General features: G+C 54.9%; 22 protein-coding genes and 2 pseudogenes. 3 read left to right on the forward strand and 21 right to left on the reverse strand.

What is annotated here, in order from left to right; all coding sequences use genetic code 11:
* Window positions 1–194: 194 nt before the first annotated feature.
* The 8 genes and pseudogenes from ACYJL1_RS19380 to ACYJL1_RS19415 form a co-directional block, all read right to left on the reverse strand.
* Window positions 195–332, reverse strand: a pseudogene (locus ACYJL1_RS19380) (IS6 family transposase); the annotation flags it as partial.
* Between the two features lie 88 nt (window positions 333–420).
* Window positions 421–1,133, reverse strand: a pseudogene (locus tag ACYJL1_RS19385) (IS6 family transposase).
* 94 nt (window positions 1,134–1,227) lie between these two features.
* Entirely contained in the window at window positions 1,228–2,028 is an 801-nt protein-coding gene (locus tag ACYJL1_RS19390) for an ATP-binding cassette domain-containing protein (RefSeq protein WP_460898557.1), read from the reverse strand.
* A gap of 66 nt (window positions 2,029–2,094) precedes the next feature.
* Complete coding sequence (locus ACYJL1_RS19395; RefSeq protein WP_460898558.1) at window positions 2,095–2,934, reverse strand: energy transducer TonB family protein; 840 nt, start codon at window positions 2,932–2,934, stop codon at window positions 2,095–2,097.
* A complete protein-coding gene (exbD, locus tag ACYJL1_RS19400; protein WP_460898559.1) occupies window positions 2,935–3,387 on the reverse strand; it encodes a TonB system transport protein ExbD in 453 nt (150 codons plus the stop codon).
* A gap of 9 nt (window positions 3,388–3,396) precedes the next feature.
* On the reverse strand, window positions 3,397–4,410 hold the full coding sequence (gene exbB, locus ACYJL1_RS19405; RefSeq protein ID WP_460898560.1) for a tonB-system energizer ExbB: 1,014 nt from the start codon (window positions 4,408–4,410) through the stop codon (window positions 3,397–3,399).
* 277 nt (window positions 4,411–4,687) lie between these two features.
* Complete coding sequence (locus ACYJL1_RS19410; protein WP_460898561.1) at window positions 4,688–5,884, reverse strand: RHE_PE00001 family protein; 1,197 nt, start codon at window positions 5,882–5,884, stop codon at window positions 4,688–4,690.
* 78 nt (window positions 5,885–5,962) lie between these two features.
* Complete coding sequence (locus ACYJL1_RS19415; RefSeq protein ID WP_460899167.1) at window positions 5,963–6,619, reverse strand: L,D-transpeptidase; 657 nt, start codon at window positions 6,617–6,619, stop codon at window positions 5,963–5,965.
* Window positions 6,620–6,981: 362 nt separating this feature from the next.
* On the opposite strand from ACYJL1_RS19415, the gene ACYJL1_RS19420 reads away from it, so the two are divergent.
* On the forward strand, window positions 6,982–7,407 hold the full coding sequence (locus ACYJL1_RS19420; protein WP_460898562.1) for a helix-turn-helix domain-containing protein: 426 nt from the start codon (window positions 6,982–6,984) through the stop codon (window positions 7,405–7,407).
* On the opposite strand, the gene ACYJL1_RS19425 is transcribed toward ACYJL1_RS19420, so the two are convergent.
* The 12 genes from ACYJL1_RS19425 to hutI form a co-directional block, all read right to left on the reverse strand.
* Window positions 7,401–8,174 (reverse strand): phosphodiesterase, encoded by a 774-nt coding sequence (locus ACYJL1_RS19425; RefSeq protein WP_460898563.1) that lies wholly within the window; start codon window positions 8,172–8,174, stop codon window positions 7,401–7,403. The two genes, ACYJL1_RS19420 and ACYJL1_RS19425, sit on opposite strands and share 7 nt — an antisense overlap.
* 21 nt (window positions 8,175–8,195) lie before the next feature.
* Entirely contained in the window at window positions 8,196–9,242 is a 1,047-nt protein-coding gene (locus ACYJL1_RS19430; RefSeq protein ID WP_460898564.1) for a LacI family DNA-binding transcriptional regulator, read from the reverse strand.
* A 2-nt stretch (window positions 9,243–9,244) separates the two neighbouring features.
* The gene (locus ACYJL1_RS19435) at window positions 9,245–10,057 is read right to left on the reverse strand and encodes an ABC transporter permease (RefSeq protein ID WP_460898565.1); all 813 of its coding nucleotides are present in this window, start codon (window positions 10,055–10,057) and stop codon (window positions 9,245–9,247) included.
* Complete coding sequence (locus tag ACYJL1_RS19440) at window positions 10,054–10,875, reverse strand: ABC transporter permease (protein ID WP_460898566.1); 822 nt, start codon at window positions 10,873–10,875, stop codon at window positions 10,054–10,056. Before ACYJL1_RS19440 ends, ACYJL1_RS19435 begins: the two co-directional genes overlap by 4 nt.
* A gap of 56 nt (window positions 10,876–10,931) precedes the next feature.
* Window positions 10,932–12,068 carry an ABC transporter substrate-binding protein gene (locus ACYJL1_RS19445; protein ID WP_460898567.1) on the reverse strand — a complete coding sequence of 379 codons (1,137 nt, stop codon included), beginning with the start codon at window positions 12,066–12,068 and terminating at the stop codon, window positions 10,932–10,934.
* A 76-nt stretch (window positions 12,069–12,144) separates the two neighbouring features.
* Entirely contained in the window at window positions 12,145–13,248 is a 1,104-nt protein-coding gene (locus ACYJL1_RS19450) for an ABC transporter ATP-binding protein (protein WP_460898568.1), read from the reverse strand.
* A 133-nt stretch (window positions 13,249–13,381) separates the two neighbouring features.
* The gene (hutC, locus tag ACYJL1_RS19455) at window positions 13,382–14,131 is read right to left on the reverse strand and encodes a histidine utilization repressor (RefSeq protein ID WP_460898569.1); all 750 of its coding nucleotides are present in this window, start codon (window positions 14,129–14,131) and stop codon (window positions 13,382–13,384) included.
* Window positions 14,132–14,141: 10 nt separating this feature from the next.
* A complete protein-coding gene (locus ACYJL1_RS19460) occupies window positions 14,142–14,723 on the reverse strand; it encodes a HutD/Ves family protein (protein ID WP_460898570.1) in 582 nt (193 codons plus the stop codon).
* Window positions 14,723–16,393: a urocanate hydratase gene (hutU, locus tag ACYJL1_RS19465; protein ID WP_460898571.1), complete on the reverse strand. Its 1,671-nt coding sequence runs from the start codon at window positions 16,391–16,393 to the stop codon at window positions 14,723–14,725. Before hutU ends, ACYJL1_RS19460 begins: the two co-directional genes overlap by 1 nt.
* A complete protein-coding gene (hutG, locus tag ACYJL1_RS19470) occupies window positions 16,386–17,195 on the reverse strand; it encodes an N-formylglutamate deformylase (RefSeq protein WP_460898572.1) in 810 nt (269 codons plus the stop codon). Before hutG ends, hutU begins: the two co-directional genes overlap by 8 nt.
* A 10-nt stretch (window positions 17,196–17,205) precedes the next feature.
* Window positions 17,206–18,747, reverse strand: coding sequence for a histidine ammonia-lyase (gene hutH / locus ACYJL1_RS19475; RefSeq protein ID WP_460898573.1), 1,542 nt, complete (start codon window positions 18,745–18,747; stop codon window positions 17,206–17,208).
* Window positions 18,744–19,997, reverse strand: a complete 1,254-nt coding sequence (hutI, locus tag ACYJL1_RS19480) for an imidazolonepropionase (RefSeq protein WP_460898574.1) — start codon at window positions 19,995–19,997, stop codon at window positions 18,744–18,746. The genes hutH and hutI overlap by 4 nt, the downstream gene beginning before the upstream one ends.
* Before the next feature lie 91 nt (window positions 19,998–20,088).
* Here hutI and ACYJL1_RS19485 point away from each other — a divergent pair, with 91 nt between their 5' ends.
* Window positions 20,089–21,441 (forward strand): formimidoylglutamate deiminase, encoded by a 1,353-nt coding sequence (locus ACYJL1_RS19485; RefSeq protein WP_460898575.1) that lies wholly within the window; start codon window positions 20,089–20,091, stop codon window positions 21,439–21,441.
* 147 nt (window positions 21,442–21,588) lie between these two features.
* A complete protein-coding gene (locus tag ACYJL1_RS19490; RefSeq protein WP_460898576.1) occupies window positions 21,589–25,281 on the forward strand; it encodes a DUF4190 domain-containing protein in 3,693 nt (1,230 codons plus the stop codon).
* A 24-nt stretch (window positions 25,282–25,305) separates the two neighbouring features.
* Here the strand turns inward: ACYJL1_RS19490 and ACYJL1_RS19495 are convergent, their stop codons facing one another.
* A complete protein-coding gene (locus ACYJL1_RS19495) occupies window positions 25,306–26,289 on the reverse strand; it encodes a TerC family protein (protein WP_460898577.1) in 984 nt (327 codons plus the stop codon).
* Window positions 26,290–26,366 lie beyond the last annotated feature (77 nt).

The following is a 26,366-nucleotide window of genomic DNA, read 5'->3' on the forward strand; positions in this document are numbered from 1 at the left end:
CATTGACATTGGCCAATTTTGCCTGAAGGCTACAATGCTTGCCGGTCTGCATCGGAACACGCCGCGGTTTGCCCAGAAGGCGGCCGCGCCGTGCAGAACGTTCAAGCCGCATTCCTGATGTTTGCAGGTAAGGGAAAAATATGGGGAATCGTCAACTTATCGGTTTTTGCCGAAAAGGAGCTCCACACGTCTGGTCAAACGGCCTTCAACTCACAGGTGATGCCGTCCCAAATGCTGTGAGCATCCGAGCGAGATTGCCGATATGCTGGGGCGGATAGTTTGTGGCGGCGAGGGCGAAATACGGTTTGGACTTGATCGTGGACAGACAAAAAGAGCTGTGCTTGGCCGGGCGATTTGAATTGGGCCAGGTGGCGTCGCCTTAATCTGGGACCGGGCGCACTTCTTCCCGTAGGCCGTCTTTCATGCGCTGATCGCCATGTCGATGTCTTGCCATGTTGCGATCGCGTGGGAGCGAAGTTTTCGATGATCTGCGGCGGAGAGATGTTTGCGGTGAAGAAGGAAGAGATTGGCGATCTGGCCATGGACTGAGACGAAACGCTGGCATTGCCGGGTCGACTTGAACCGCATCATCCGCCGCTCCCGTCGTCGCACGGGAAGATGTGAATTCTCTGTTCGGTTGTTGATGCCCCTGTGGGATCGATGCTCGACGCCCGGCAGCAGTTCCGCCTTCGCTGCAGCGTAGGACCGCAGCTTGTCGGTGACCATGACCCGTGGCGAGATGCCCTGGCCTTTGAGTAGCTTGCGCATCAGCCGCAGGGCTGCACGTTTGTTTCTCCGGCTTTGCAACAAGGCATCGAGGACGTAGCCATTGGCATCAACGGCGCGCCAGAGCCAGTATTTCTTTCCCTTGATCGTCACCACCATTTCATCAAGCTGCCATTTGTCAGCAAAGTGGCCTCGCGAGCGCCGACGGAGTTGGTGGGCGAATTTAGGCCAAACTTTGCAGCCCATTCCGAGACGGTCTGGAACGAAACCTCAATACCGCGCTCGGCCAGTAGATCTTCGATGTCGCGAAAGCTGAGCGGAAACCGGTAATAGAGCCAGACCGCATGGGCGATTATCTCGGCGGGAAAGCGGTGACGTCGAAAATGAGCAGGCTGGGGTTCGGTCATAGCCATCGAATATCAAATCGATCCAGACTATTCCGTTAACCTGACGCTACCTGCGACTTACATTTGAGGGCTGCAATAAAGCTGGTAAGGAACCTTATCTTACAAAGCTGACCGGCACGCCTGACGACGGGTGTCGGATGACATCCATGTCGATGCCATAAATTGCACCAAGGCTTTCCGATGTCATGATTTCATCAGGCGTACCGCGAGCGATCAACTTGCCGGAATGCAGCGCGATGATTTCATCGCAATAACGCGCGGCCATATTCACATCGTGCAGAACGACCACAACACCAAGACCCTTCTGGCGTGACAGTCGATGCACCAGCGACAGGATTTCAACCTGATGGGCAACGTCCAATGCGGAGATTGGCTCGTCAAGCAGCAACCATTCCGCATCCTGAGCAACCAGCATTGCCAGCCAGACGCGCTGGCGTTCGCCGCCGGAAAGCGTATCGACCAGACGATCGGCAAAGCCGCCAATATCGGTCAGCTCAATGGCTTCCTCGACCTTCTCGCGATCCTGTTTGCCAAAGCGGCCGAGCGCGCCATGCCAAGGATAACGACCCAAGGCCACCAGTTCCTTGACCAGCATGCCATCAGCCTGCGGCGTATATTGCGGAAGATAAGCAACCTTGCGCGCAAAGGGTCGAGCGCCCCACTCTTCAATGGCCTTGCCCTCAAACAGGACGGTGCCGGAACTCGGTGGCTGCTGCCGGGCAAGAATCTTCACCAGCGTCGATTTCCCCGAACCATTATGACCGATAAGGCCCGTGACGCGGCGTGACTGCAACTTGAGCGAAAGGGGCTGCAACAATATTCGCGACTCGACGGCGAAGCTCACATCGCCCAGCTCCAGCAAAGCCTCGCTCATGTCAGGCGAGGCCAGCTGCATCTTGTTTGGCCTGGCGATTTTCGATCATTGAAAATTCCTTGGAAATATTTATTCGGCGGCTCATCACTATTGAATACGGAAGGGCACAGTGAAGCTCTGCCGAGAGACTGCTACTTCAGCTGGAGCAGAGGGCACCGGCGATGCATTGCGAACGGTATTGAGCACACTTTGGTCCAGCTGACTCGATCCGGAGCTTCCAACGACGCTTGATGCGACAATGTCGCCGGAACGTGAAACGACAAACCTGACAGTTACCGTCCCGGTTCCATCCGCTTTGGCGCGTTTTGCGCGCCGTGCGAGATAGGCTTGAACCCGCGATTGCCATCTTTCCGCCTGACGCGCCGAAGCCGCGCTTGGAGCAGCCTGCCGCTTCTCCTCAACAGGCTTGTCGCGCACCTTCTTGGCAACCACAGGCTTTTCAACCTTGCGGACGATCTTTTTCTCTACAGGCTTTTTCGGTTTCTCCTGCACAGGGCGCACCACCGGCAGAGGCACTTCAACCTTTGGCAGCTCAACAAGCTCTTCCGTCTGCTCTTCGAGTGGCTCGACCTCTTCGGGTTCCGGTTCAGCCTCAGCCACCTCTTCGACAGGTTCAATCTGCGGCTCCGGCTCCACTTCTGGTGTTGCCGCTTCCTGTTCCACAACTTCCGGTTCAATCGGCTCCGGCTCGATTGCGGGCTCATTCTTTACCGGCTCAGCAACAACAGGTGCCGGCATGGGCTCCATGTTGATCATGATCGGAGCGGCAATGTCGCCGCCCTCATCTTCCGGTTGGTAGGTGTGAATTGCCATAGCCGCACCAGCATGGACACCGACAACAACAATGCCGGCGATTGTCCAGCGCCCGACCTCACGCCAATTGGGGTGCAGCAGTCCGCCCAGGAGGATGCTTGGCTGGCCAGTCATTTACTGTGCGTTTCCGCCGGGCGCAGCGAGCGGCGCGCTTTCAAGACCGACCAGTGCGATCTTGAGATAGCCGTTGGAGCGCAGATTGTTCATCAGGTCCATGAGCGAGCCGTAGTCGACAGCCTTGTCTGCTCTCAGAAAAAGGCGGGTTTCCTTATCGCCCTTGGTCTGCTGATCAACAAAGCTGCCAAGCATATCCGCAGATAATGTGTCATTGCCGATAGCGATTGTCTTGTCTTGCTTGAGCGTCAGAAAAATCTGCTGATCCGGCCGCGGCGCGGGTGTCGCGGTCGAGGCTGGCAGATCAACATTGATATCAACCGTCGCCAATGGCGCAGCGACCATGAAAATAATGAGCAGGACCAGCATGACATCGATAAACGGTGTCACGTTGATTTCGTGATTTTCCTGCAATTCGTCGTCGGAAATATTGTGCCTGATACCGCCAGCCATTTTTCGCTCCTATTCGGCAGCTGCATGACGAAGTTGCCTTGCCGCTGTGGCAGCCGAAGGCACGCAGGCAAAGTCAACATCGCGGCTGACCAGCCGCTCGACGCCTGCCGAAGCGTCTGCGAGCAGCTGCCGGTAGCCGGTGATCGAGCGTGCAAAGACGTTATAGATGACAACCGCCGGAATAGCCGCAACCAGACCCATAGCGGTTGCCAGAAGCGCCTCGGCAATGCCCGGTGCAACAATGGCAAGATTGGTCGTCTGTGATTGGGAAATGCCGATGAAGGAGTTCATAATACCCCACACCGTCCCGAAAAGGCCAACGAAGGGCGCGGTTGAACCGATGGTCGCAAGCACGCCCGTGCCGCGGCTCATGCGGCGGCCTGCTTGCGCCTCAATGCGTGACAGACGCGACGAGACACGCTCCTTCAAACCATCGGCATTTGTGTGGGCTTGCGTCTCCTGGGAAAGACGGACTTCCTCGCGTGCGGCATTGACCAGCAATGCACCCGGCCCTCCCCGGCCCTCAAGCGTACGCTCGGCATCCTGAAGGGTTCGCGCATTGCCAATGGCATCGAGAGCGCGATAGGCGCGCATTCTTGCTCCGGCGAGTTCGAGGGACTTTGCCAGCCAGACTGTCCATGTGACCAGCGAGGCAAAAGCCAGGCCGATCATGACGCCCTTGACCACCCAGTCGGCGGCCATGAACATGCCCCATGGCGAAAGATTGTGCGGCAATGTCGCCTCGGCATCGGTTGCCGGAGCGGTTGACGCGGCCGCTGGTGCGGCAGTGCCCGCCGGTGGGGTTGCCTGCATGGACGGAGAAGGCACGACAGCCGGCGTTGCGGGCTGAGTTGTAGCAGGTTGTTGTGATTGTTGCTGCGCGGGAGATTCTATCGGTGCCGGATTTTCCTGAGCTGTTGAGATCGATGGGAGGAGACCGATCATTGCCAGACCAAGAGCGACGGCTCTCAGACCATACAATATTGAGCCTGATGGTATACGCATCTTGGTCATTGCTCGCATCTCCGGGTATCCTTGTTTTTGTCTCTGCGGCTCGTCCCGATTGCCGAACGGGTTTATGCGCGGAGCGCAATCGCATGGGCGGCTTAATATTTATGACTTTAATAATCAAGTATTATCTGGCGAAAATCAATCCTCACCGCAAAGGATTGCTTGCATATCTGAAAAAACAATCAGCCGGGACGATGTGAACCAAACATCAAGGAAAATGCCGAAGAATCGCAAAATTTGGCGGAAAAATTGCAAGCTCAGGATGCAATTTGGTTGCGCTGAGTAGAAATCAGATAATGCCCCAGGCGCGATAGCGTCCGCGACCTGTCATCTCCCGCAGGTCGAGTTCCGCGATAAGATTGAGAGCGCCGCGCTGCGAGACCTTCAATTCCTTGGCGACCAGACCTGCGGAGATCATAGGCCGGGACAGTGCAAGGTCAATCATTCCCGGCAAGCTGGATGTTGAGCGTCTATCCTTCAATTTGCGTTCCATCTGTATTCTGGCGAGCCCCAATCGCTCTATTTCCTTGAGGTTCGCAATGCTGGCAGCCTCAACTGCTCCAAGAAATGCGATGAGACGGGTTCCCCGATCTTTGGCGCGGCGACGGTCTCGCGGCACGTTGCGCAGGCCGGAATTAAACGCCGCAAGGTGCGATCTGGTTTTACTGCGTTCCCGTAGCATTGCAGAAACCAGCATGGGCCCAAGCCAATGCTGGTGCTGAAGCGGCTCAATGTCCTCCCATGCATCCCATAACAATGCCGCAGCCAAAAGCGGTGGCAGATCGCGTGTCATGTCGTGCACGGCCAGCCATCGTCCAATCCGTTCATCCTCGCCCCAATCGGGATCATAAACCAGGGGATCGCCATCGGAAGTTACATCCTCGGAAACAGATTGTCTCTCCAGCGCCCCCTCCCCTCTCACACGGGCGGGAGCGCTTGCCGGAACCAACAACCTATGGCTGGTCCGCTCGAGCAGCGCATCAAAGCGCGCGAGTTCATCCTCAAATGCACTCTCGGCCTCTGTTTTGGTGTCACTCGAGACTTCTGGCTTTTCGGCTGGCTCAGGAACAATTCCGGGCGCGACCGGATCGTTGAACCAACGCCCTCTCAGACTTGCAATGCCCTTGGCGCTTAACGCCCAGGCAGGCGGGTTTGAAGCAATCTGCCGTCGGATGCGCAAGATGTTATGTGCCCGCGTCAACTCGTGCGTCGGTGTTCTTATATCCATGCGAGCATCGTGAAGAACCAGATCTTCCACATGCACAAGTTCACCGGCAAGCCACAGGGCGTTGCACGCTTCCATGAAATGCGATCGCGCAATCCAGCCTTCGTTCTCTCGCATCAGGCCGCCTCCGGAACGACGGGAGGATTCATTCAGATCGCTTTTTCGCGCAATCCTTTCGTCGAGCCGTGCCAAGGCATCCTCGGCAGCAACGACCGGGCGGAATAGATCATTGATGGATAAGTGCGTAGAATCATAAACCATTGTTATCATGGTAGATGATTGGTAAAGCGGAAGATAGTAGGGCTTTAGCTTCTCTTCGATCTGATCGTGCCAGCAGCATTAAACAACAACGACAGTCGCCTTGCCGGGTACACGATTGTACAAATCTATTATATCCTGATTGATAAGCCGGACGCAACCCGAAGACATGGCCTGTCCGATCGACCACCATTCCGGCGAGCCGTGGATGCGATAGCCCGTATCCGCTCCGTCTTTGAAGATATACAAAGCACGCGCGCCCAGAGGATTATCCGGCCCCGGCTCCTGCCCATTCTGATATTTTATCAGCTCCGGCTTGCGTTGGATCATTTCACGGGGCGGCGTCCAGCGCGGCCATTCCTTCTTGTACTGGATATTCGCGCGCCCATTCCAGAGGAAACCCTCCTTGCCAATGCCTACGCCATAACGGATTGCATCACCGCCAGGCTGAACGAGATAGAGGAACCGTTGCTGTAGATGCACGACGATTGTTCCAGGCTGTTCACCGGTGGGGTCGACAACGACTTGCCTGCGGAATTGGGCTGGCACTTTTTGATAGGGCACTGCAGGAAGGTAATACGGCCCCTCCTGCACCGCCGCATACATAACATCCGGAACAGTAACCGTCTTATCGATGCTGATTTGCGGACGCACACCGCTTGTGGAGATGGGATCAATATTCATTTCCGACAAACCAAACGATGTTTGCGTGCAACCCGAAGCACTGAGGGCGGCCATTGAGCCGAAACCCAGCAGCAAGTGTCGCCGTGAAATGGCTGGAACAGACAAATTGGATGGAATTGCCTTGGAACGCTGGGACAAGATCGTACTCGCTTACAATGAATGCAATTTCTTAAATTGTAAGGAAATGTGGTTTACAAAGGGTGAACGCATCGCGCCCTGATCAGTTGACAGCTGTCAACGCCAACCTTTGAAAGTTGCTTCGGTTGTCAGCTGTCAACGCACCCGCAAATCATTAGCCAAAGGTCCAATTTCAATCCAAAAACAACTGCGCTAGTACATACTGCTATTCAAGAGTTCATTTTTTTGCACAACAACTACCGATTGCACCCACAACCCATATTCTAAAAGTTTCGATCATGTCTTCTTCTGTTGCTCTCTCACAGGCCAAAATAGTCGTTGCCGATACGGCAAGCGCGCAAAAGGCCGAACACAGCCCCCTCGCCCTGGCGGAAACATTCATGTTGGAAAACCTGTCGAACCCCATTGCGGCAACGGATATAGCAGAGGCTGCCGGGGTTAATGTGCGGGCATTGCAGCGCCTTTTCAGCAAGACCTATGCCGCAACGCCGACGCAGGTCTTGCAGCAAAAGCGCATCGCCCTTGCCCGCGAAATGATCCTGAATGGTGAAGCGCTATCTGTCAGGCACGTTGCGGCTCGGTTTCAGTTCTCCAACCCGGCGCGTTTTTCGAAATTGTATCGCAGATTTCACTCCCGCACGCCTTCGCAGGAGATACGGCAAGGCAGAGCCAATGCTACCGCGCCAGCAGAAACAAATCAGTAATATGCTGCCGATGTATCGAGGAAATCGTGCGCGTGGACTATCACTGTCTCGCGATCAATAAAGATCACCCCATATGCAGGCGGCTCGTGCGTCACGGCAACTCTGTCTGGTGCGAATCCAAGCGCTGTTTGGTGATTGGTGCCACGTAACACACTCACAGGAATGCCCCGCCAACTGCCAGCAACAGGGCGATGGGCATGACCGGCAAAAACATGCCGGACATTTCCATGTTCCTTCAGAAGCGCAAAAACTGCATCAGCTTCAATAAGGCCGATTGGGTCGAGGTGAGGCATATGGATAGGAAAGGGTGGATGATGCGTGAAAATATAAACCGGTTCAGCTTTCGCAGCATCCAATTGCTGTTTCAGCCAAGCCAACCGTGTACCGTCTAGCCGACCTTCTGTTTTTCCCGTCTCCAGCGTGTCCAGCAGGATTAATCGTCCCTCATGGGTGTCGACCACGCTTTGAACAAAGCCATCTTGCGGAACGACGGAGGGGAAAGCCTTCAAGAAGAGTTCCCGATCATCATGATTTCCCAGCATCAGGCGATAAGGAACCACCAGTTTTTTCAGTTCATGCGCAAGCGCTTGATAGGTGTCTTCCCCGCCGGTATCGCTCAGGTCACCGGTGAAAATTACCAAATCCGCATTGGGGTGATGCGCATTGATGTTATCAATGCATCTTTCAAGCCTGTTCAGAGGATCCAGACCGCAAAGCAGTTCACCCGGCTTGACGAGGTGCAGGTCGGTCACTTGAATGATTTTCATTGGTTTTGTTGCCTTGGATCTCTACGAACGATGTTTGGCCGGCAAACGCGCGCTTCCACGCAAGATCAGGTTCGTGGCAAGCCGCTCATGCGCAGGCGGGCGATCGGGGTCTGCTTCACGCTTTTCCAAGAGTGAAACAGCATGCTGGGCCATGATGGCAGCGTCCTGTCGGAATGTCGTAAGGTTATAGGCATCCCAGGCAGCTTCGGGAATATCATCAAATCCGATGACTGAAAGATCGTCTGGTATGGAAAGTTTGGTGTTGTGGCGGACGTAATCAATCAAACCGAAGGCAACAAGATCATTCACGCAAAACACGGCGTCCGGCCGTGTACTCCCACCGAACAATTGTCGTGCTGCATCCTGCCCGCCTTGATAGTCTGAATTGTTGCCGTTCCCAGCCAGTACGGTGGCGCCGTGCTTCTCGGCCTCGTCGCGAAATCCGAATTCCCTTTCGATCGTAGTGGGTGTCCGCACTTGCGTGGCCGCAAAAGCCAAGTTCTTCAGGCCGCTATCCAGAAAGAAACGGGCTGCGGCGCGTCCAGCGCCTTCATTATCAATATTAACATCGTCGGCACCTGTTTCCGACCGACCGAGCACGATAAGCGGCTGGCCGTTGCGGCTGGCCAGTTCAACGAAGGAGGAGGGGGGCGATCCTGACAATATGATGGTTGCCTCGGCACGATAGCCGAACAAGGTCTTTTGAGCCGCCGTCAGTTCTTCTTCTGTACGACCGGTATTGATGACGATAGGTACGCTTCCACGATGGATCAGAGCCTTGGTCAATGCGGCAACGAGATGGGAGCGATAACCCAATTCAGGATTTGTTACGACAAGGCCGACAAGCCGGCTTTTACGGGCCAGCAGACCGCGCGCCAGATCATTGACCTGATAGCCAAGGGCTTCCGCCGCTTCCAGAATCTTCTCACGCTTCTTGGCGGAAACGCTGGCTCCCGGTGTAAATGCTCTGGAGACGGCAGAACGCGAAACACCGGCGCGCTTTGCAACCTGCAATGCACTCACATACTGATTGCTTTCCTTCTCGAAGGTTTTCTTTTTGGATGTCATTTTCAATGTCCAACTTTCGAAAGCACGTCGGCGCGCAAGAATCGCTCTACCACCAGCATGAAACCTATTGATGGTATGAGCAACAGCAAGGCTGTTATGGAAGCAATCTGATAATTTCCTCCCGAGCTTGCAGTATAAAGCAAAAGCGGCAGGGTATTCACATCAGGCGCGCCGACAAAATAGCTGCCGGTAAACTCGTCCAGAGATTCAAGGAATACAAAGATTGCGCTCGCCAGAAGCCCCGGGGCGGCGAGGGGGAGCGTTATGTCACGAAAAGCACGCAATGGTCCGGCGCCAATCGATCGTGCGGCTTCTTCGAGATCAATTTGAACCGCAGAAAATGCCGCAGTCGCAATCCACACCGCATACACCAATCCATGTGTCACATGCACCATCACCACACCGGCAATCGTGCCATTCAACCCGATCTGATAGAAGAACCGGGCAATATTGACGTAGACGGGAAGGTTAGGGAAGGCTTGCGGAATGAGGAAAGCGAGCAGGATCAGGCCGCGAAACGGCAGTTTCAGGCGCGATAGGGCATAGGCTGCCGGGATAGCCAATGCCAGTGACACAACGACTGTAAGGGAAGCGACGAGGATGCTGGTGGCCAGAGAACTCATGGCATTACCGCGCGGCGAGAATACTCGCTCCCAAAAGCTGAAGCCGTATTCCAGCGGCAGCATGTGAGGAAAGTACCATTTCTCGGCAACCGTCCAAAGCAGCAGATTGCTCAATGGACCAAAAATGATGAAGGCCAAAAGCCCCAGAATTACCGCGCGCGGCAGCCACCAAAGATCAAAGCGTGCCATCATGAACGCTCCTTCATCGTCTGCCTCAGATATATCAGAGCGACGCCCATCGTCAGGATCAGTGATATCATGCCCAGCGCATTGGCCACGCCATAATCACCATGGGCATTGATCCGGAACGCGATATCGGCGGTCAGCATGGTGGGAGACTGCGCATTGATCATCAGAGGAACGGAAAGCACCGACATCATGGTGACGAAGGAGAGGATCAGCCCGACCAGCAGCGTCCCGGCGATCTGGGGAAGAACAATCTCAATGAGTATGCGAAGGCGTGACGCACCCAAGTTGCGCGCTGCCTCGATGGTGCTCCTATCCAACGAGGCCATGGCTCCAGCCACCAGTAACGTAACGAAAGGCGTCTGCTTCCAGACGAAAGCAATCACAATTCCGCGCCAGTCAAGGTAACCGACCGTTTGCAGCGGAGTTAGCAAGCCAAGACTGACGAGAATGTTATTCATCAGGCCATTTTTAGCGAGAAACGTGCGCAGTATCTGCCCGACAACGATAAAGGGAATGAACATGGGCCAACGATAAAGCCAGCGCAGGATGGCGACAGCGCGCGGGTTCTCCCCAAGCGTCAGATATCCGCCGATTGCTATGGAAAACATACCGATCAAAGCCGTCGAAACGGTGACAATAACCACCGTGAAGATCATGTCGCTCGAATAAAGCTCGAACGATTTACGGAAATTCCCCAACCCCCAGGCATCGCCCACCTCGAACGCACCAAAAATGGATGCAATCAGCGGCACGATAAAGAACAGCACTATCATCACCAGCGCTGGCAGGACGAGAAGTATGGCGAGGAGGTTTTTCCGCATGGCTATTACCTGCATAGGAAAGGGGAGGGGCCATCGTAACGACGGCCCCAGTTCGATCAGTTGGCTACGTTCTTCTCATAGGCCTCAAGAATTGCCGAGTTATAAGGGGCAATCGGGAAAGGCTTGGCTTTGGTTGCAAGATCCTCCGGTGAGATATCGACAAAGAGCTTGTCCCAGCTGGCCTTGTCCAGCTCCGGCTGCACAAACTTGGCATCAATGCCCGGATACCAGTTGAAGCGCTTAACAATGCCTTCTGCCTGCACCTTCGGGCTGGTTGCGAGCGCAACGAACTTTTCGGCCAATTCAGTGTTCGGGCTTTTTGCCGGAATGACATAGTGCATTGGTTGGCCAGGCATGCCGGGTGCAGGCAGGAAGAGCTTCATTTCCGGAGGCAATTTGCCATCTGCCTGCCAGGAATAGAACATGTCCACCCATACCGGCCCCATGGCTATTTCACCGCGGCTCAGCATGTCCAGAGTACCGGCATTACCCGGCGTAAGGGTTGCGTTCGTCGTGAAATCCTTCAGACCGGCAAACGCCTTGTCCCATTTTTTGGTTTCAGCCTCATCGAACGGCCCATTCATCAGCTTGGTCGCATCGCCGTCGCCGAAGGCGTAGATCCAGCCCATGACAAAGCTGACACCGGAAGCGCCACCCTTGATCCCGTTATAACCGAACTGCTTCGGGTTCTCCTTTGCCCAGGTGACAAGCTCCTCATAGCTCTTTGGCGGCGTCGGGATGAGCGCTGGATTATAGGCGATTGCCGTCTGGCTGGAGAACATGGGCATGACATAGCCATCGACATTGGAGCCAAGCGCCATTTTTGCCTTTTCGCTTGTCACCATCTCGCCTGAAGGAATTTTGGAACGGTAAGATTCCAGATAGCCATCCTTCACCATTGGTCCGGCAAATTTTTCGTGGACAACGGCAACATCCGCGTCCCACTTTTCAACATTGGCCTTTGATTGCGCATCGAAGCGCTCAACGATCTTCTGTGAGCCAGCATCGCCCGGACCTGTGCCCACAACCCGAACTGTCGTACCCGGGTTTTCCTTTTCAAAGAGCGGCCCGAGATAATCATTAATATAGTCGACCATGTTCTGGTCGCCTGCTGTCAAAACGGTCAGATCCGCAGCGACAGCCGGGCCAGTCGCCAGTCCCAGAATGAGAGAAGCCTGTATAATCGTTTTCATATGTAACTCCCTGAGCAAGATGGTTAATTTATCGGTATAAGACACAGCAGAAGCTAAGCATGGTTTGGCTTCGCTTTTATGATATTTTTGCCGTATTTGTTGAGGTATTGAAGATAAAGAGTGAGTCTGCCGGTATATGCACTTTTACCGTTTCACCCTGATTGAAGGGCGTATCCGCATCGACAAGTATTTCGCGGTCTCCAAGCTGCACGGCATGGCGCCAATGCCCCCCAGGATAGCTCACACTCGCGATCTGCCCCCGCAGTTCAAGATGGCCGGTGCCTTGCATGGCGGTGTCCTGAATGCGCGCCAGTCGGGCAGCTTCAGCACGGAACCGCAATTCCACAGGACCAGTCGCCAAGGGGCGACCGGAGCGTGACGTAACCGAGGTCTGGTTATAGGCGCCTTCCGCCAGTTCGATCACGTCCCCTTGCACGCGCGCCTGCATGGGCAGAAGATTCTCCGCCCCCATAAAGGCTGCAACGAAGGGTGAGGCCGGTTTGTTATAAACTTCCTCGGGCGGCCCCTGCTGTTCAATCTGTCCTGCATTCATGATGACGATACGGTCAGCCATGACCATGGCTTCTTCACGGTCATGCGTCACATGGACGGCAGTGATGCCAAGTCGCTTTTGCAGGACGCGAATTTCATGGCGGACAGTCAGGCGAATGCGCGCGTCGAGATTTGACAATGGCTCATCAAGCAGGAGAATTTCCGGGTCAATCGCCAAAGCTCTGCCAAGGGCGACGCGCTGGCGCTGGCCGCCCGAAAGTTGGCCCGGCTTGCGATTGCCCAGATCCGACAGCCCCAGCAGTTCCTGCATCTCGGCAACGCGACTGTTAATGGTTTCGCGCGTGCGCTTTTGAAGCTTCAGGCCGTAACCGATATTCTGCGCCACAGTCATGTGAGGCCACAGCGCGTAGGACTGGAACACAAGAGCCATGCCGCGTTTGTCAGGCGGAAGCTCCGTTACGTTACGTCCGGCAACTTCGATCCTTCCGGAAAACGGCTTTGCAAATCCGGCAATCGTGCGCAGCAAAGTTGTCTTGCCGCAGCCGGACGAACCCAGCAGAGCAACAAATTCGCCCTTCGCAATGTCGAGATCAAGATTATCCAGAACAGTCGTCGGACCATAGCCGACGCTCATTCCAGCCACTTTCAGAAAAGCCTGCCCGTCCATTTTCATCCCCTATTGCACAGCTGCGCAATTTTTTCTTTGTACTGTCTGTTTATAACAGCGGGATGACAAGCAAAATTTTCACACGCTAAAAAATGAATGTGAAACAGCAGGTTCAAAGGTCAGGGTCAGAACCCTAACCTTTGGGGCTAAAATGCGCGATCAAGCGATAGCTGTCGCCGGGATAGTACATGCGCACGGCTGTAATGGGCTGCGTCCCGCGCCATGTCGAACGCTCGACCTGCAAACAGGCAGCGCCTTCCTTGATCCCCAGATGAGAGGACAAGGCCGCATCGGCATTCAAAGCGTTAATGCGGTTCTCCGCTTCCGACCACGGCACATGCTCGCGAAGCCAGGTTCCGGGCGGAACATTTTCAAAGGCAATGTCACTGGCATGCGGCACACTCACCAGATCAATAAGCCGGTCCTCAAATGCATGCACGCGGCGACCTGCCAGATGTCGGCACAGCACAGCGAGAACCGGGCGAGGGGTCTGGACGTCGAGACGCTTCATATCCGCCGCCGTGCTGGTACGCTGACGTCGCGAGAGAACCTCCAGCCTGTAGACCTGACCGATGGCTTCGACCTCGGCTTTGACGTCGGAAATTTCAATGACGGCGGATTGAACGAGCGGCTGCGAAACGAAGCTTCCGGCACGACGACGGCGCTCTATCAATCCTGATGACGCCAGCGCGACAAGCGCCTTGTTTACGGTCATGCGCGCACAACCATAAGTGTCCATCAGTTCGCGCTCTATCGGAATGCGATATCCCGGCGCCCATTCCCCCGAAAGTATGCGCCGCTCAATATCGCTGCGAATACGCGCGGACAGCTGACCTTTGGATTGGTCAGGTTCAACAGATGAGGGGAGGGTGACCTTGTTCAAAACGGCCTCGTTAAAGAACTGGCTGATTTTGCGATAGACGGATTATCACAATATCCGCAATACCCGTGACAGCGATCGTGGCCTTATCATCTGCTTCACCGACAAACAACGCATCATGTTTGTTGAGCACCGATTGATCGGCAAGCTCCAGATTGCCTTCAGTGCAAAAAACAATGCCGACACCGGGACCCGCTCTTACAAAGCACGGCTCATTTACTCCCAGTCGCTCCACTGTCGCATGCCACTCACCGCGCCGGGTCATGACATTGAGATCAGTGATCGCGCCCGATACAAGTCTGGCGGATGTGGCAACATCGCCGGGAAACGAAAAAGGCGCAGAGGTATCCGTCAGGCGAACGGGTGCCATTCCCGCCACGTCGAGATCCATGCCCGCACCATCCAGAACGGTAAGGATGCGATCAATATTCTCAAACGAGGAGAACGGTCCATCCGAAGCGACAGTGGCCATACTGACGCGCCAATGAAATTCACTGACCTCTGCCCCAGCGGGAGCGACGGCAAGCTCTGTCGTAACGCCGCCGCCGTTTTTCCACGGCATATGCTTGTGATCACTGGCCCGAAGAATATGCATCAGCCCAATATGCCCGGCAGATTGAGGCCTTTTTCCTTGGCGCAATCGAGCGCTATGTCATAGCCCGCATCGGCATGACGCATGACGCCGGTCGCCGGATCGTTCCACAGAACCCGCTTGATGCGCTCCGCAGCGTCGTCCGTACCGTCACAGCAGATCACCATGCCGGAATGTTGCGAGAAGCCCATGCCCACACCGCCGCCATGGTGCAGCGACACCCATGTTGCACCCGATGCGGTGTTAAGAAGCGCATTCAACAGCGGCCAATCCGACACCGCATCCGAACCGTCCTTCATCGCTTCCGTTTCCCGGTTTGGAGAAGCAACAGAGCCGGAGTCAAGATGATCACGACCGATAACGATCGGCGCTTTCAACTCGCCCGTGCGCACCATCTCGTTGAAAGCCAGACCAAGCCGGTCCCGATCCCCCAAACCCACCCAGCAGATACGCGCTGGCAAGCCTTGGAAGGCGATACGATCACGCGCCATGTCGAGCCAGTTATGCAAATGTGTGTTGCCGGGTGTCAGTTCCTTGACCTTGGCATCCGTCTTGTAAATATCCTCCGGATCGCCGGAAAGCGCGGCCCAGCGGAAGGGGCCAATACCACGGCAGAACAAGGGGCGAATATAGGCAGGCACAAAGCCAGGAAATGCGAAAGCATTTTCCAGCCCTTCATCCTTGGCCACCTGACGAATATTATTGCCATAGTCGAGCGTGGGAATGCCCTGTTCCCAGAAAGCAATCATCGCTTCAACATGCTCACGCATGGAGGCGCGGGCGGCTTTTTCAACGGCTTTCGGATCGCTCTCGCGCTTGGCCCGCCATTCAGCCATGGTCCAACCCTTGGGAAGATAACCATTGATCGGGTCATGCGCCGAGGTCTGATCGGTCACGATATCCGGACGCACGCCGCGACGAACCAGCTCCGGTAATACTTCCGCGGCATTGCCAAGAAGGCCAACTGATTTCGCTTCGCCAGCCTTGGTCCAGCGTTCAATCATTTCCAATGCTTCATCCAGCGTTTCAGCTTTCGCATCGACATAGCGGGTGCGCAGGCGGAAATCGATTGAGTCCGGGTTGCATTCGACAGCAAGGCAGCAAGCCCCTGCCATGACAGCAGCAAGCGGCTGTGCGCCGCCCATGCCGCCCAGCCCGCCGGTCAATATCCATTTGCCCTTGAGGCTACCGCCATAATGCTGGCGGCCTGCCTCGACGAAGGTTTCATAGGTGCCCTGAACGATGCCTTGCGTGCCAATATAAATCCATGAACCGGCAGTCATCTGGCCATACATGGCCAGACCCTTCTTATCCAGTTCATTGAAATGATCCCATGTCGCCCAATGCGGCACCAGATTGGAATTCGCAATCAGTACCCGCGGCGCATTTGAATGCGTCTTGAACACACCGACGGGCTTGCCGGATTGCACCAGCAGCGTCTCGTCTTCATTCAGCGTTTTCAAGGTGGCGACAATCTTGTCAAAATCATCCCATGTGCGGGCAGCGCGGCCTATGCCACCATAGACAACCAGCTCATTCGGATTTTCTGCAACATCCGGGTCCAGATTGTTCATCAACATGCGCAAGGGCGCTTCGGTCATCCACGATTTTGCATTGAGTTCATTGCCGCGAGGGCTGCGGATTTCGCGGATATTATGCCTTGGATTATTCATATCTGCTTCCCAATTTGATTGCGGTCTGTTCAAGAATTTCGAGAATTTCTTTGAGATGCTTGCGCAGCTTCTCCGCCTTGGCTTCATCATAGTCGAAGGGCAGGGCCTCGCTCGCAAGGTGCGATGATTGCGTCAGCTCCATCTGTATGGCGTGGGTGTTTTTCTCCGGCTCGCCATAGTGCCGCGTTGTCCAGCCGCCCTTGAAGCGACCATTGATAACGGCGTCATAACCGGAAGCGGCAAAGGCTATACGTCCCACTGCCGAAGCAATTTCCGGTGAGCAGCTTTTGCCCTCATTTGTACCGATATTGAAATCCGGCAATTTGCCCTGAAACAGAAAGGGAATGTGCGAGCGTATCGAATGACAATCGTAAAGAATGCACAGCCCATGCAGTTCATGAACCCGTTTGATTTCTGCTGCCAGTGCATCATGATAGGGACGATGAAAGGCCTCCAGCCTCAGCTTGATATCATCTGGCGTGGGTTGTTGTTCGTCGTGCCAGATCGGCTTACCATCAAAGTCCGTTTCCGGAACCAAAGACGTCGTGTTCTGGCCCGGATAAAGACTGTTCCCATCAGGATCGCGATTGGCGTCGATGACGTATCGATGGAATGCCGCGCGAACTGTGGTGACATTCGGCAGCAGACCATCGTAAAGCCGATCAATATGCCAGTCCGTATCCGCCAGCATCTGGCCATTCTCGTTAAGCCGCGCATGAATATCCGCGGGCACGTCCGTGCCGGTATGCGGAAAACCGAGAATGATCGGGGATGTCCCTTGTTTTACTTCAACAGCGCTCATTGACCGATCCTCACAAGCTTGTATCAAGCAGCGGCAGGATGTCGGATGAGATCGCGGCGTTCAGCTTGCCGGAAGCAACCACATCTGAAACAGCCTTCAGATCGGGAGCCATATAGCGATCCTCGTCCAATGTAGGCACCGCTGCTCGAATAACGCTATGCGCGCGCGTGAGTTCCGGACTGGTCTGGAGTGGGGCCCGCAGGTCAATTCCCTGCGCGGCAGTCAGGGCTTCAATCCCGATAATCGAAAACAGATTATCCGTCATCTGCAACAAACGCCGTGCACCATGGCAGGCCATCGAAACATGGTCTTCCTGATTGGCCGATGTGGGTGTTGAGTCGACAGAGGCCGGATGGGACATTTGCTTGTTCTCCGACATCAAGGCCGCAGACGTGACTTCCGCAATCATCAGGCCGGAGTTCAAACCCGGCTTGCGGGCAAGAAAGGCCGGCAGGCCATAGCTCAATGTGGGATCGACCAGCAATGCGATGCGGCGCTGGGCAATCGATCCGATTTCACAAATGGCAAGCGCAATCTGGTCAGCGGCAAAAGCCACAGGCTCGGCATGGAAATTACCGCCTGAAACAACCGAGCCATCGCTTAAGACCAGTGGATTGTCCGTGACCGCATTGGCTTCGATTTCCAGCGTGCGCGCTGCCATTCGCAGCAGGTCAAGACAGGCACCGTCAACCTGCGGCTGACAGCGGATGCAATAGGGGTCCTGAACCCGCTCATCGCCCTCAATATGGCTCTCGCGGATAGGCGAATTTTCGAGCAGGCGCCGCAATGCCGCGCCCGTGTCGATCTGGCCGCGATGGCCCCGAAGTGAATGTATGTCCGCATGGAAAGGCGCAGAAGACCCCATCGCTGCATCAGTCGACAGGGCACCTGTAATCAGAGCCGATTGTCCGGCCCGATGGGCGCGGAACAACCCCGCCAAAGCCAGCGCGGTGGAGACTTGCGTGCCATTGATCAGGGCAAGTCCTTCCTTGGCCGCAAGCACAACCGGCTTGAGACCAGCCTTGGCAAGACCCTCGCCAGCAGGCATTTGCGCGCCATCAAAGACAACATCGCCTTCACCGATCATCGCCGCCGCCATATGCGCCAAGGGTGCCAGATCGCCGGATGCGCCGACAGAACCCTTTTCCGGAATGACTGGGATAACGCCCTTTTCCAGCATTGCTTCAATGAGCATGATCAACTCGAAACGCACGCCGGATGCGCCGCGTCCAAGCGATATCAGCTTCAAAGCCATGATCAGGCGAACAATATTCTCCGGCAGGGCATTGCCGACACCGCAGCAGTGCGAAAGAATAAGATTGCGCTGGAGCGTTCCGACGTCAGCGGCATCGATCCTGATGGAAGCCAGTTTCCCGAAGCCCGTATTGATCCCGTAAACAGGGACATTGCCATCGGCAATTTCAGCAATACGCTGTGCGGCAGCCTCAATCCCGGTATGGTATGAAGGATCGAGCTTTACCGGAACGCCTTGCCAGTAAATCGTCTCAAGTGTGCTGAGCGAAACTTTGCCCGGATGCAGTATGATGGTCATTGACTAATCCTTTGTCCCCGAAATATGCGCATATGGAGAGGGTTGAATCCGATACGATAGACAAGCTCGGCCGGGGTCGTCGCATTCCAGACCGCGAAATCCGCTGACTTCCCCGCTTCGATCGTGCCCGTTTCATTCAATATGCCAAGCGCACGCGCCGCCTCACGTGTTGCACCGCAAAGTGCCTCATCGACTGTCAGGCGGAAAAGCGTGCACGCCATATTCATCGTCATCAGCAACGAAGTGAGCGGCGATGTGCCGGGATTGCAGTCCGTGGCTACGGCAATGTGGACCCCCGCCTCACGCAATAATTTGACAGGTGGGGCTTGCTCCTCGCGCAAAGTGTAGAAGGCCCCCGGCAACAGGACAGCGACCGTTCCGGCGCTGGCCATGGCCTTCGCGCCCTCTTCATCAAGATATTCGAGATGGTCGGCGGAAAGTGCGCCATAGGACGCCGCAAGCTTGGCGCCGCCGAGATTGGAGAGTTGCTCTGCATGGAGTTTGACAGGCAGGCCAAGCGCTTTTGCCTTGTCAAAAACACGGGCTATCTGCGCCGGAGAAAACGCAATGCCTTCGCAAAATCCATCAACTGCATCGACCAACCCTTCAGCCTTTGCAGCTTCCAGACCTGGCAATACAATGTCGGAAATATAATCATCGGCGCGGCCACGATATTCAAGCGGCACCGCATGGGCAGCAAGATAGCTGGTGTGGATGCGCACCGGCCGCATGGTCGCCAGACGGCGCGCAACACGCAGCATTTTCAACTCGGCTTCAATATTAAGCCCATAGCCTGATTTGATTTCAATGGTCGAAATGCCCTCGGCCAGCAGCGTATCCAGACGCGGCAGGCTTTGCGCGATCAACTCCTCTTCGCTTAACGCATTGGTTGCCTTGACCGAGGAAACAATGCCGCCGCCTGCTCGCGCCACATCTTCGTAGCTTGCCCCTTCAAGCCGCATCTCAAATTCCCGCGCGCGGTTGCCGCCATAGACAAGATGCGTATGGCAATCGACCAGCGATGGCGTCACCAATTTACCCTCAAGGTCAAAGGATGTGGCCGCTTCCGCTTCAGCTGGAAGTTCCGCTTCGGCACCCGCAAAAACAACGCGCCCATGCTTTACGAGGATTGCCGCTTGATCGATGATGGTGGTCGCATCATGCTGGCAGGTAACGAGCCGCATATTGCGCCACACCTCAGCACCCGCATGCGGAGCTGTCGTTTCGTCTGAAATAAAATTTCCACCCATGAGCTTACGCCTTTTCTTCTCCTGCCAATATGTATAGACATAATTGAGATCAACGCAAACGGTTTTTCTGTCGCTTCGGGAGGATTCACCATTGACGCACATCTTTGCACAGGCTGCACTGACGCCTTCCGGCTGGCAGCGGAACGTCCGCATAAGCTTTGAGGCGGCCGGTATTACCGACATGCAGCCGGACAGCACCCCGCTTGCGGGCGATGAACGCCATTCGATTCTTCTCCCCGGCATGCCAAATCTTCACAGCCACGCCTTTCAGCGCGGAATGGCGGGACTCGCCGAAAGCCGCGGCCCCGGTGCCGACAGCTTCTGGAGCTGGCGCAATGTCATGTATCGCTTCGCCCTGACAATGACGCCTGAGCAGATGGAAGCGGTGGCTGCACAACTATACATGGAAATGCTGGAAGCGGGCTTCACCCGCGTTGGTGAGTTTCACTACCTCCACCATGATATTGACGGGCGGCCTTACGCAAACATCGCGGAGATGGCCGAGCGTATAGCAGCTGCTGCAAGCTTGACCGGCATCGGACTCACCCTCTTACCCGTTTTCTATGCGCATTCCACATTTGGTGGTGCGGCTCCCTCAGAGGGACAGCGCCGGTTTATCAACACGCTGGAGGCTTATGAAAAGCTCCATGCCGGATGCCAGCGCGCGGTCAAAGCCTTGCCTCATGGCAAAGTCGGGGTAGCGCCGCACAGTCTGCGGGCAGTAACCCCGGACGAACTCGCAGCCGTGACAGCCATCGCCGGACGAAATCCGAAACACATTCATGTCGCCGAACAGGTCAAGGAAGTGGAAGATTGCATCGCCTGGTCGGGTAGCCGCCCGGTCGAGTGGCTGCTGCAAAATGCCGATCTTGATGAAAGCTGGTGCCTTATTCACGCAACGCATATGACAGATGATGAAACACAGGCCATGGCGCGCAGTGGCGCGATTGCCGGTCTGTGCCCGATCACGGAAGCCAATCTGGGCGACGGAACATTTTCAGCAGAATTGTTTATGCAAGCGGGCGGGCGCTTCGGCATTGGTTCTGATTCAAATGTTCTCATAGGCATTGCCGACGAGCTGCGTCAGCTGGAATATTCGCAGCGTCTGGCACATCGATCGCGCAACGTGCTTGCACCGGCGGGCGGGTCAACGGGCAGGGCCCTGTTTGACCACGCTGTCAGTGGCGGTGGAATTGCCCTCGGGGTCGAGACAGGTCTTGCCATTGGCAAGCCCGCAGATTTCACCAGCATCCAGCCGCTGACGCCGGATATCTTTTCCGGTGACCTTGCGCTGGACTCCTGGATCTTTGCCAATGGCGCGAAAGTGAACTCCACCTGGGTCGCGGGCGTCAAGCAGGTTGAACATGGCCGCCACAGGCATCGCGCTCAGATCGAGCATAAGTTCCGCAAAGCCATGACGGAGCTTGTTTCGGAACATCCGTAGCAAGCCTGCAATCAGCTACGCCTCCTGAATGATTTACGGCTTAAAAATCTGCCAAAACAATAGATTGAACCCTCAGTGAATATTTGCTTGGCTGCTGGGCAAATATTCACTACACTTGAATGAGCTCAACGTAAGGGAGGTTACGATATGGCTGTTCAAGGTATTGCGTCCAAAAATCCTGACAAGTCCGTCCCCACTTCATCGCACGAATTCGACCGTGCAGTAACAGCAGCATCAAACAAAGCTGCGCCTCCCAAAAATTCCGAAAAGCCGACACCGCTGACATTGCATGCTTTCGATGGGAAGCCTCCGGTGCAGATTTTGAAAGAAAAGTCTGACGATCCGACAGGCGCAGAGGACTTCCGTGCAACAGCCAAAGATAAAAAATGGACAGTCGTTGAGGAGAAGAATGGCCTGCCGCCGATCAATAATCTGAAACCAAAACGGGTCGATACCACCACAATAACCTACGACTATGAGGGGAAGACCTATGCCGTATCGGCGCATCTGACCCCGTTCAAATTCTCCGTACTTGAAAATAAAATCGCCGGTACAGAGATCAGCAAGACCGATAACAATATTGATATCAAGGTCGCGGATTCAGAAGCGACAGACTTTATGAACGCCAAGACCACTGAAGATGGCAAGACAGTAGGCGAGTTGTTCAATGACAAGATGAAAAAGGAATGGGGCAAGCTGGATATCAAGGATCCACGCCGCCAGTATTTTGAACTTCTGCAAGCCAAAGCAGCACTGGTCGGCGGTTATCAATATCTGCCCAATGAAACGGGCGAAGGAATATTCGGCACGGCCAGCACTTCCTACCTTCCCGATACCGTCGTCATGGATCAGGCCAGCATTTATGGCCTACTGAAAGAGGAGGAGATTTCCAAAAAACTTGCGGAAGTTTCCAAGAACGAGCAGGTCGTCGACGGCGTTGACAAGCTCATGAAGGACACCGTTGCCAAAATTGAAGACAAGAAGAGTCTGGTAAACAATATCTACAAGACCATGAGCAGCCCGGAATATACGGATATGCTCAAATCGATGGACAGCGATGGTGCCAAGACCAGATTCGCCAATGATCTGAAGTCACTGGATTATCTGGACACCGAAAAGGCCACCCAGATCAGAAACCAGATCCTTGACAAGGGGCTGGTCGATGAGATCACCAGCATCGTTGAGAGCGGCAAGTTTTCCGATGAAGCTCTGAAAACGGCCGTCAGTGATCAGGTGCAGATGGGCCTGCAGGGCACATTCTCCAGCATTTTCGGGATCACCTTTGCCGACAGGGCAGTTCAAAACTATCTGAAGGATGGCAAGGCCGAGCTGCCGGACGATGTCAAGAAAGGGCTCGAAAGTTACAAGGCTGCCGTCAAGATTGCCACCAATTCGATTCTCGACTCCTTCAAGTCGAAGGGCAGCTTTGACATCAAGGATGTGTCTTCACGCATATCTCAGGTGCTGAAAGCCAATAATGCGGATATCCCGACAGGAACACGCAATGGCGCAGCAGCACTCCTGCAGGCCAGCATGAAGAATGGTGTCCTCCCGGCTATCGGCGGCATTCTGGCCACAACAGCGGCTATCTACACGCTCAACAAGAATATGGGCGATACGGTTGAAGAGAGGATGGGCGCTGCACGCGGACTTCTGATCGGCGTTGCAACCATGCCTGCCTTGACGCAAACGCTCGCAACCTTGTTCGGCAAGCCTGGCACGGCCACCATGTTGGGTCTGGAAAAGAATACCCAACTGAGAGAAAAATATCTGGAGCTGTTTCCTGATGCGGACAAGCCTGCATCTGTCGCCGGATCGCAGGATATTGAACTGGCTTCGCTTGATGAACAGCGCAGTGCGATTTCTGGCCGCCTGCCGGAACTGGATCTTGGCGAATCGAGCGGAGATTGGGCTGGCCGCTTCGAAACATATTTCGATAATATTGCTGAGGGTAAGGGCAGCACCAGCGATCGGACGCCGAACACGACCGATATCAGTGTCGAAGTGGTCATGTCCGATCCCAATGAGCGGATAACAAAGGTAACAACGGAGTCCAACGCCCACTATTTGGACATTCTTGACAATTTCGAAGGTGAACGCCGGTCAAGCCTCATGGGAATGGTGGATGACCGTGTGAGCAGTATGGGACTGGATCCCGACAGTCTTGACAATCCCAGCAAGCTCAGACTGGTCGGAACCATTTTAGGCACGGTCGGCGGCATGGCTGATGTTGCTGGCGGTGTACTCGATCTGGCGCTTGGCGGCATGTCCATCGACAAGTTGCGCAAGAATCCTGACGCTCTGCCCAGTGAATATGCGGCTGCGACGATGCAGCTCATGGGCGGCATAAGCATTGCCGGTATGGCGGGCACGAGTTTGGCCAGCATGATCGCCGGACCTGCGACCGCTGCGGCTTTGGGCATAGCCTCTGGCGTTCTGGGAATTGCAGGGGTGGGCTTTGGCGCAATCGCCGCCATAGTCACAGGCGTGATCGCCAGGCAGAAACAGGAGCGAAAAGCCGATGAGGTTCGCCAGGACTTCAATGATTGGAGCACATTGGGCGTTACGGAGGACAATTGGGGCGACAAGCTCAATTACACCAGCCATTCGCGCTACAATTACAATTACTATCACGGCTCCAACCGATATTATGACCTTTATCCGGAAGACAAGCCAATGTGGGAGGCAAGGCCGGAACAGTATGAAGATTTCACCAAATATGTCGATAAACACGGCAAGATATCCGATGACTGGTTCAGGGATTGGGACAAGGATCACAAGTCCGGCATTGGCGAAGGAAGTCCCGATCCATCGGGCCTGCCACGCTTCGGCGATGATGGCAAACCCGGAAAATTCGGTGATTTCAAGGAAGATATCGACCGGGTGGATGTCGGTTCAATCGAACTGGCTGAAGATGGCCGCGTGATCTTCACAAAGGATGGAGTCAAGCAGGTGATTGATCCGATCATTGGCGATAAGGCCAGTGAAAAAGAACGGTTGAAGATCATCGATTATCTGAATGACCTTTATGAAATCTCGCATCCGGGCGGCAAACGCGATCAGGAAATCATCGACAGGATTACCAAGCTGCATGATGAGTCCGATCGTCACAATGACATTGATTACCTGAAACGCGCATTGGACAGTTCCAAGGCTCCGCTGCTTGGCAGGGAGGGCAAGGCAGGCACATTCTCCGACTTCAAGGAGGATATTGACCGGGTAGACATAGGCTCAATCGAACTGGACCCCACCAACAGCGATGCCATATTCTTCGTCAAGGATGGCAAGCGGTGGCAATTGGACAAGAACGACAATGGCAGCCTTTCTGACAAGGACGCATCTGCTATTTTCGATTATCTGAAAGACCTTTACATCATCACCCAAAAAGATGGTGGCCGCGACAAGGATCTCATCGACAAGATCACGTCCCTTCACGACAAATCAGATAAGTATAATGATCTGGACGCTCTCAGGATTGAGCTGGGACTGGACAGTGATCCCTCAGGCCTGCCACTCTTTGGCGATGGGGGCATCCCCGGCACGTTTAAAGATTTCAAGGAAGATGTCGACCGCGTCGATGTAGCCTCGATTGAATTGCTTGATGACGGGCGCGTGATCTTCGTCAAAGACGGCGTGAAGCAGATTATAAATTCATCCGCCGGCGATGACTCAGATCGTAAAACGCGCGATTCCATCATTGACTATCTGACGGGTCTTTATGAAATTGCGCACCCGGAAGGAAAGTTCAGCAAGGAGATCGCCGACAAAATGGACGAGATCTTCGGCAGGACTGACGATTATAATGATCTGGATGATATCCGTAAGGAAGTGGGGGCATAGCCCCCACCTGGATTTGGTCGCCCGTCAGGCTTCCACTTCGTCCTTGCGGGTTTTGACCAGACTCCAGACCACGCCACTGGCGATGATCGCAAAGGTGACGCCGAGCGACAGGGCCGCAGGGAACTTTTCGAGGCCAAGCAAATCGGCAACGAAAACCTTCGAGCCGATGAAAATCAGGACCAGAGCGAGCGCAGGCTTGAGATAGCGGAAGCGATGAATCATCGCTGCGAGCGCGAAATAAAGCGCGCGAAGACCGAGAATGGCAAAGATATTGGAGGTGTAGACCAGGAATGGATCGGTGGTGATGGCAAAGATTGCCGGCACCGAGTCAACGGCGAAGATCACATCCGCAATCTCGATCAGGACGAGGGCCATGAACAGCGGCGTTATGAACCAGACCAGTTTGCCGGTCTTTGGGTCCGCCTGACGCACAAAGAAATGCTCGCCATGATGGGTCTCGGTCACATTGAAACGGCGGCGCATGAAGCGGACCAGCGCATTATTGCCAATGTCCGGTTCGGATTCCTCCATGACCAGCATTTTCAGGCCCGTGAAAATCAGGAATGCCGCAAATATATAGAGCACCCACGCGAATTCGGCGACCAAAGTCGCGCCGACACCTATCATGATGGCACGCAGCACGATGACACCGAGAATACCCCAGAACAGAACACGGTGCTGGTAGAGACGGGGGACTGCGAAGAAGGAGAAAATCAAAGCGATGACAAAAACATTATCCAGCGCGAGGGTCTTCTCAACAACGAAGCCCGTTATGTAGGCCATACCGGCATCGGCGCCTATATACCACCAGATCCAACCGCCAAAGGCGAGGCCGAGCGAAACATAGAGAGCCGATAGCTTCAAACTTCCGGAGATGCTTATCTCCTTGTTTTCCTTGTGCAATACTCCAAGATCGAATGAGAGGATGGCAAGGACCAGGGCAAAAAAGCCCAGCCACATCCAGACTGGCTTACCCAGCCAATCGATGAATAAAAAGGGGATTTCCAAGATAGATTTCTCCACCGGCGTGCGTTGTCGGAAAACGGTCCGACATCACAAGTTCGCCGGGGCACTTGCCAGAGGGG

The organism is Phyllobacterium sp. K27 (assembly GCF_054796155.1).

Coding starts and splice junctions, on each gene's coding strand:
- ACYJL1_RS19390 (WP_460898557.1), bottom strand. CDS start 2,028: ATGCAGCTGGCCTCGCCTGACATGAGCGAGGCTTTGCTGGAGCTGGGC.
- ACYJL1_RS19395 (WP_460898558.1), bottom strand. CDS start 2,934: ATGACTGGCCAGCCAAGCATCCTCCTGGGCGGACTGCTGCACCCCAAT.
- exbD (WP_460898559.1), bottom strand. CDS start 3,387: ATGGCTGGCGGTATCAGGCACAATATTTCCGACGACGAATTGCAGGAA.
- exbB (WP_460898560.1), bottom strand. CDS start 4,410: ATGCGAGCAATGACCAAGATGCGTATACCATCAGGCTCAATATTGTAT.
- ACYJL1_RS19410 (WP_460898561.1), bottom strand. CDS start 5,884: ATGGTTTATGATTCTACGCACTTATCCATCAATGATCTATTCCGCCCG.
- ACYJL1_RS19415 (WP_460899167.1), bottom strand. CDS start 6,619: ATGGCCGCCCTCAGTGCTTCGGGTTGCACGCAAACATCGTTTGGTTTG.
- ACYJL1_RS19420 (WP_460898562.1), top strand. CDS start 6,982: ATGTCTTCTTCTGTTGCTCTCTCACAGGCCAAAATAGTCGTTGCCGAT.
- ACYJL1_RS19425 (WP_460898563.1), bottom strand. CDS start 8,174: ATGAAAATCATTCAAGTGACCGACCTGCACCTCGTCAAGCCGGGTGAA.
- ACYJL1_RS19430 (WP_460898564.1), bottom strand. CDS start 9,242: ATGACATCCAAAAAGAAAACCTTCGAGAAGGAAAGCAATCAGTATGTG.
- ACYJL1_RS19435 (WP_460898565.1), bottom strand. CDS start 10,057: ATGATGGCACGCTTTGATCTTTGGTGGCTGCCGCGCGCGGTAATTCTG.
- ACYJL1_RS19440 (WP_460898566.1), bottom strand. CDS start 10,875: ATGCGGAAAAACCTCCTCGCCATACTTCTCGTCCTGCCAGCGCTGGTG.
- ACYJL1_RS19445 (WP_460898567.1), bottom strand. CDS start 12,068: ATGAAAACGATTATACAGGCTTCTCTCATTCTGGGACTGGCGACTGGC.
- ACYJL1_RS19450 (WP_460898568.1), bottom strand. CDS start 13,248: ATGGACGGGCAGGCTTTTCTGAAAGTGGCTGGAATGAGCGTCGGCTAT.
- ACYJL1_RS19460 (WP_460898570.1), bottom strand. CDS start 14,723: ATGCATATTCTTCGGGCCAGTGATCACAAGCATATGCCGTGGAAAAAC.
- hutU (WP_460898571.1), bottom strand. CDS start 16,393: ATGAATAATCCAAGGCATAATATCCGCGAAATCCGCAGCCCTCGCGGC.
- hutG (WP_460898572.1), bottom strand. CDS start 17,195: ATGAGCGCTGTTGAAGTAAAACAAGGGACATCCCCGATCATTCTCGGT.
- hutH (WP_460898573.1), bottom strand. CDS start 18,747: ATGACCATCATACTGCATCCGGGCAAAGTTTCGCTCAGCACACTTGAG.
- hutI (WP_460898574.1), bottom strand. CDS start 19,997: ATGGGTGGAAATTTTATTTCAGACGAAACGACAGCTCCGCATGCGGGT.
- ACYJL1_RS19490 (WP_460898576.1), top strand. CDS start 21,589: ATGGCTGTTCAAGGTATTGCGTCCAAAAATCCTGACAAGTCCGTCCCC.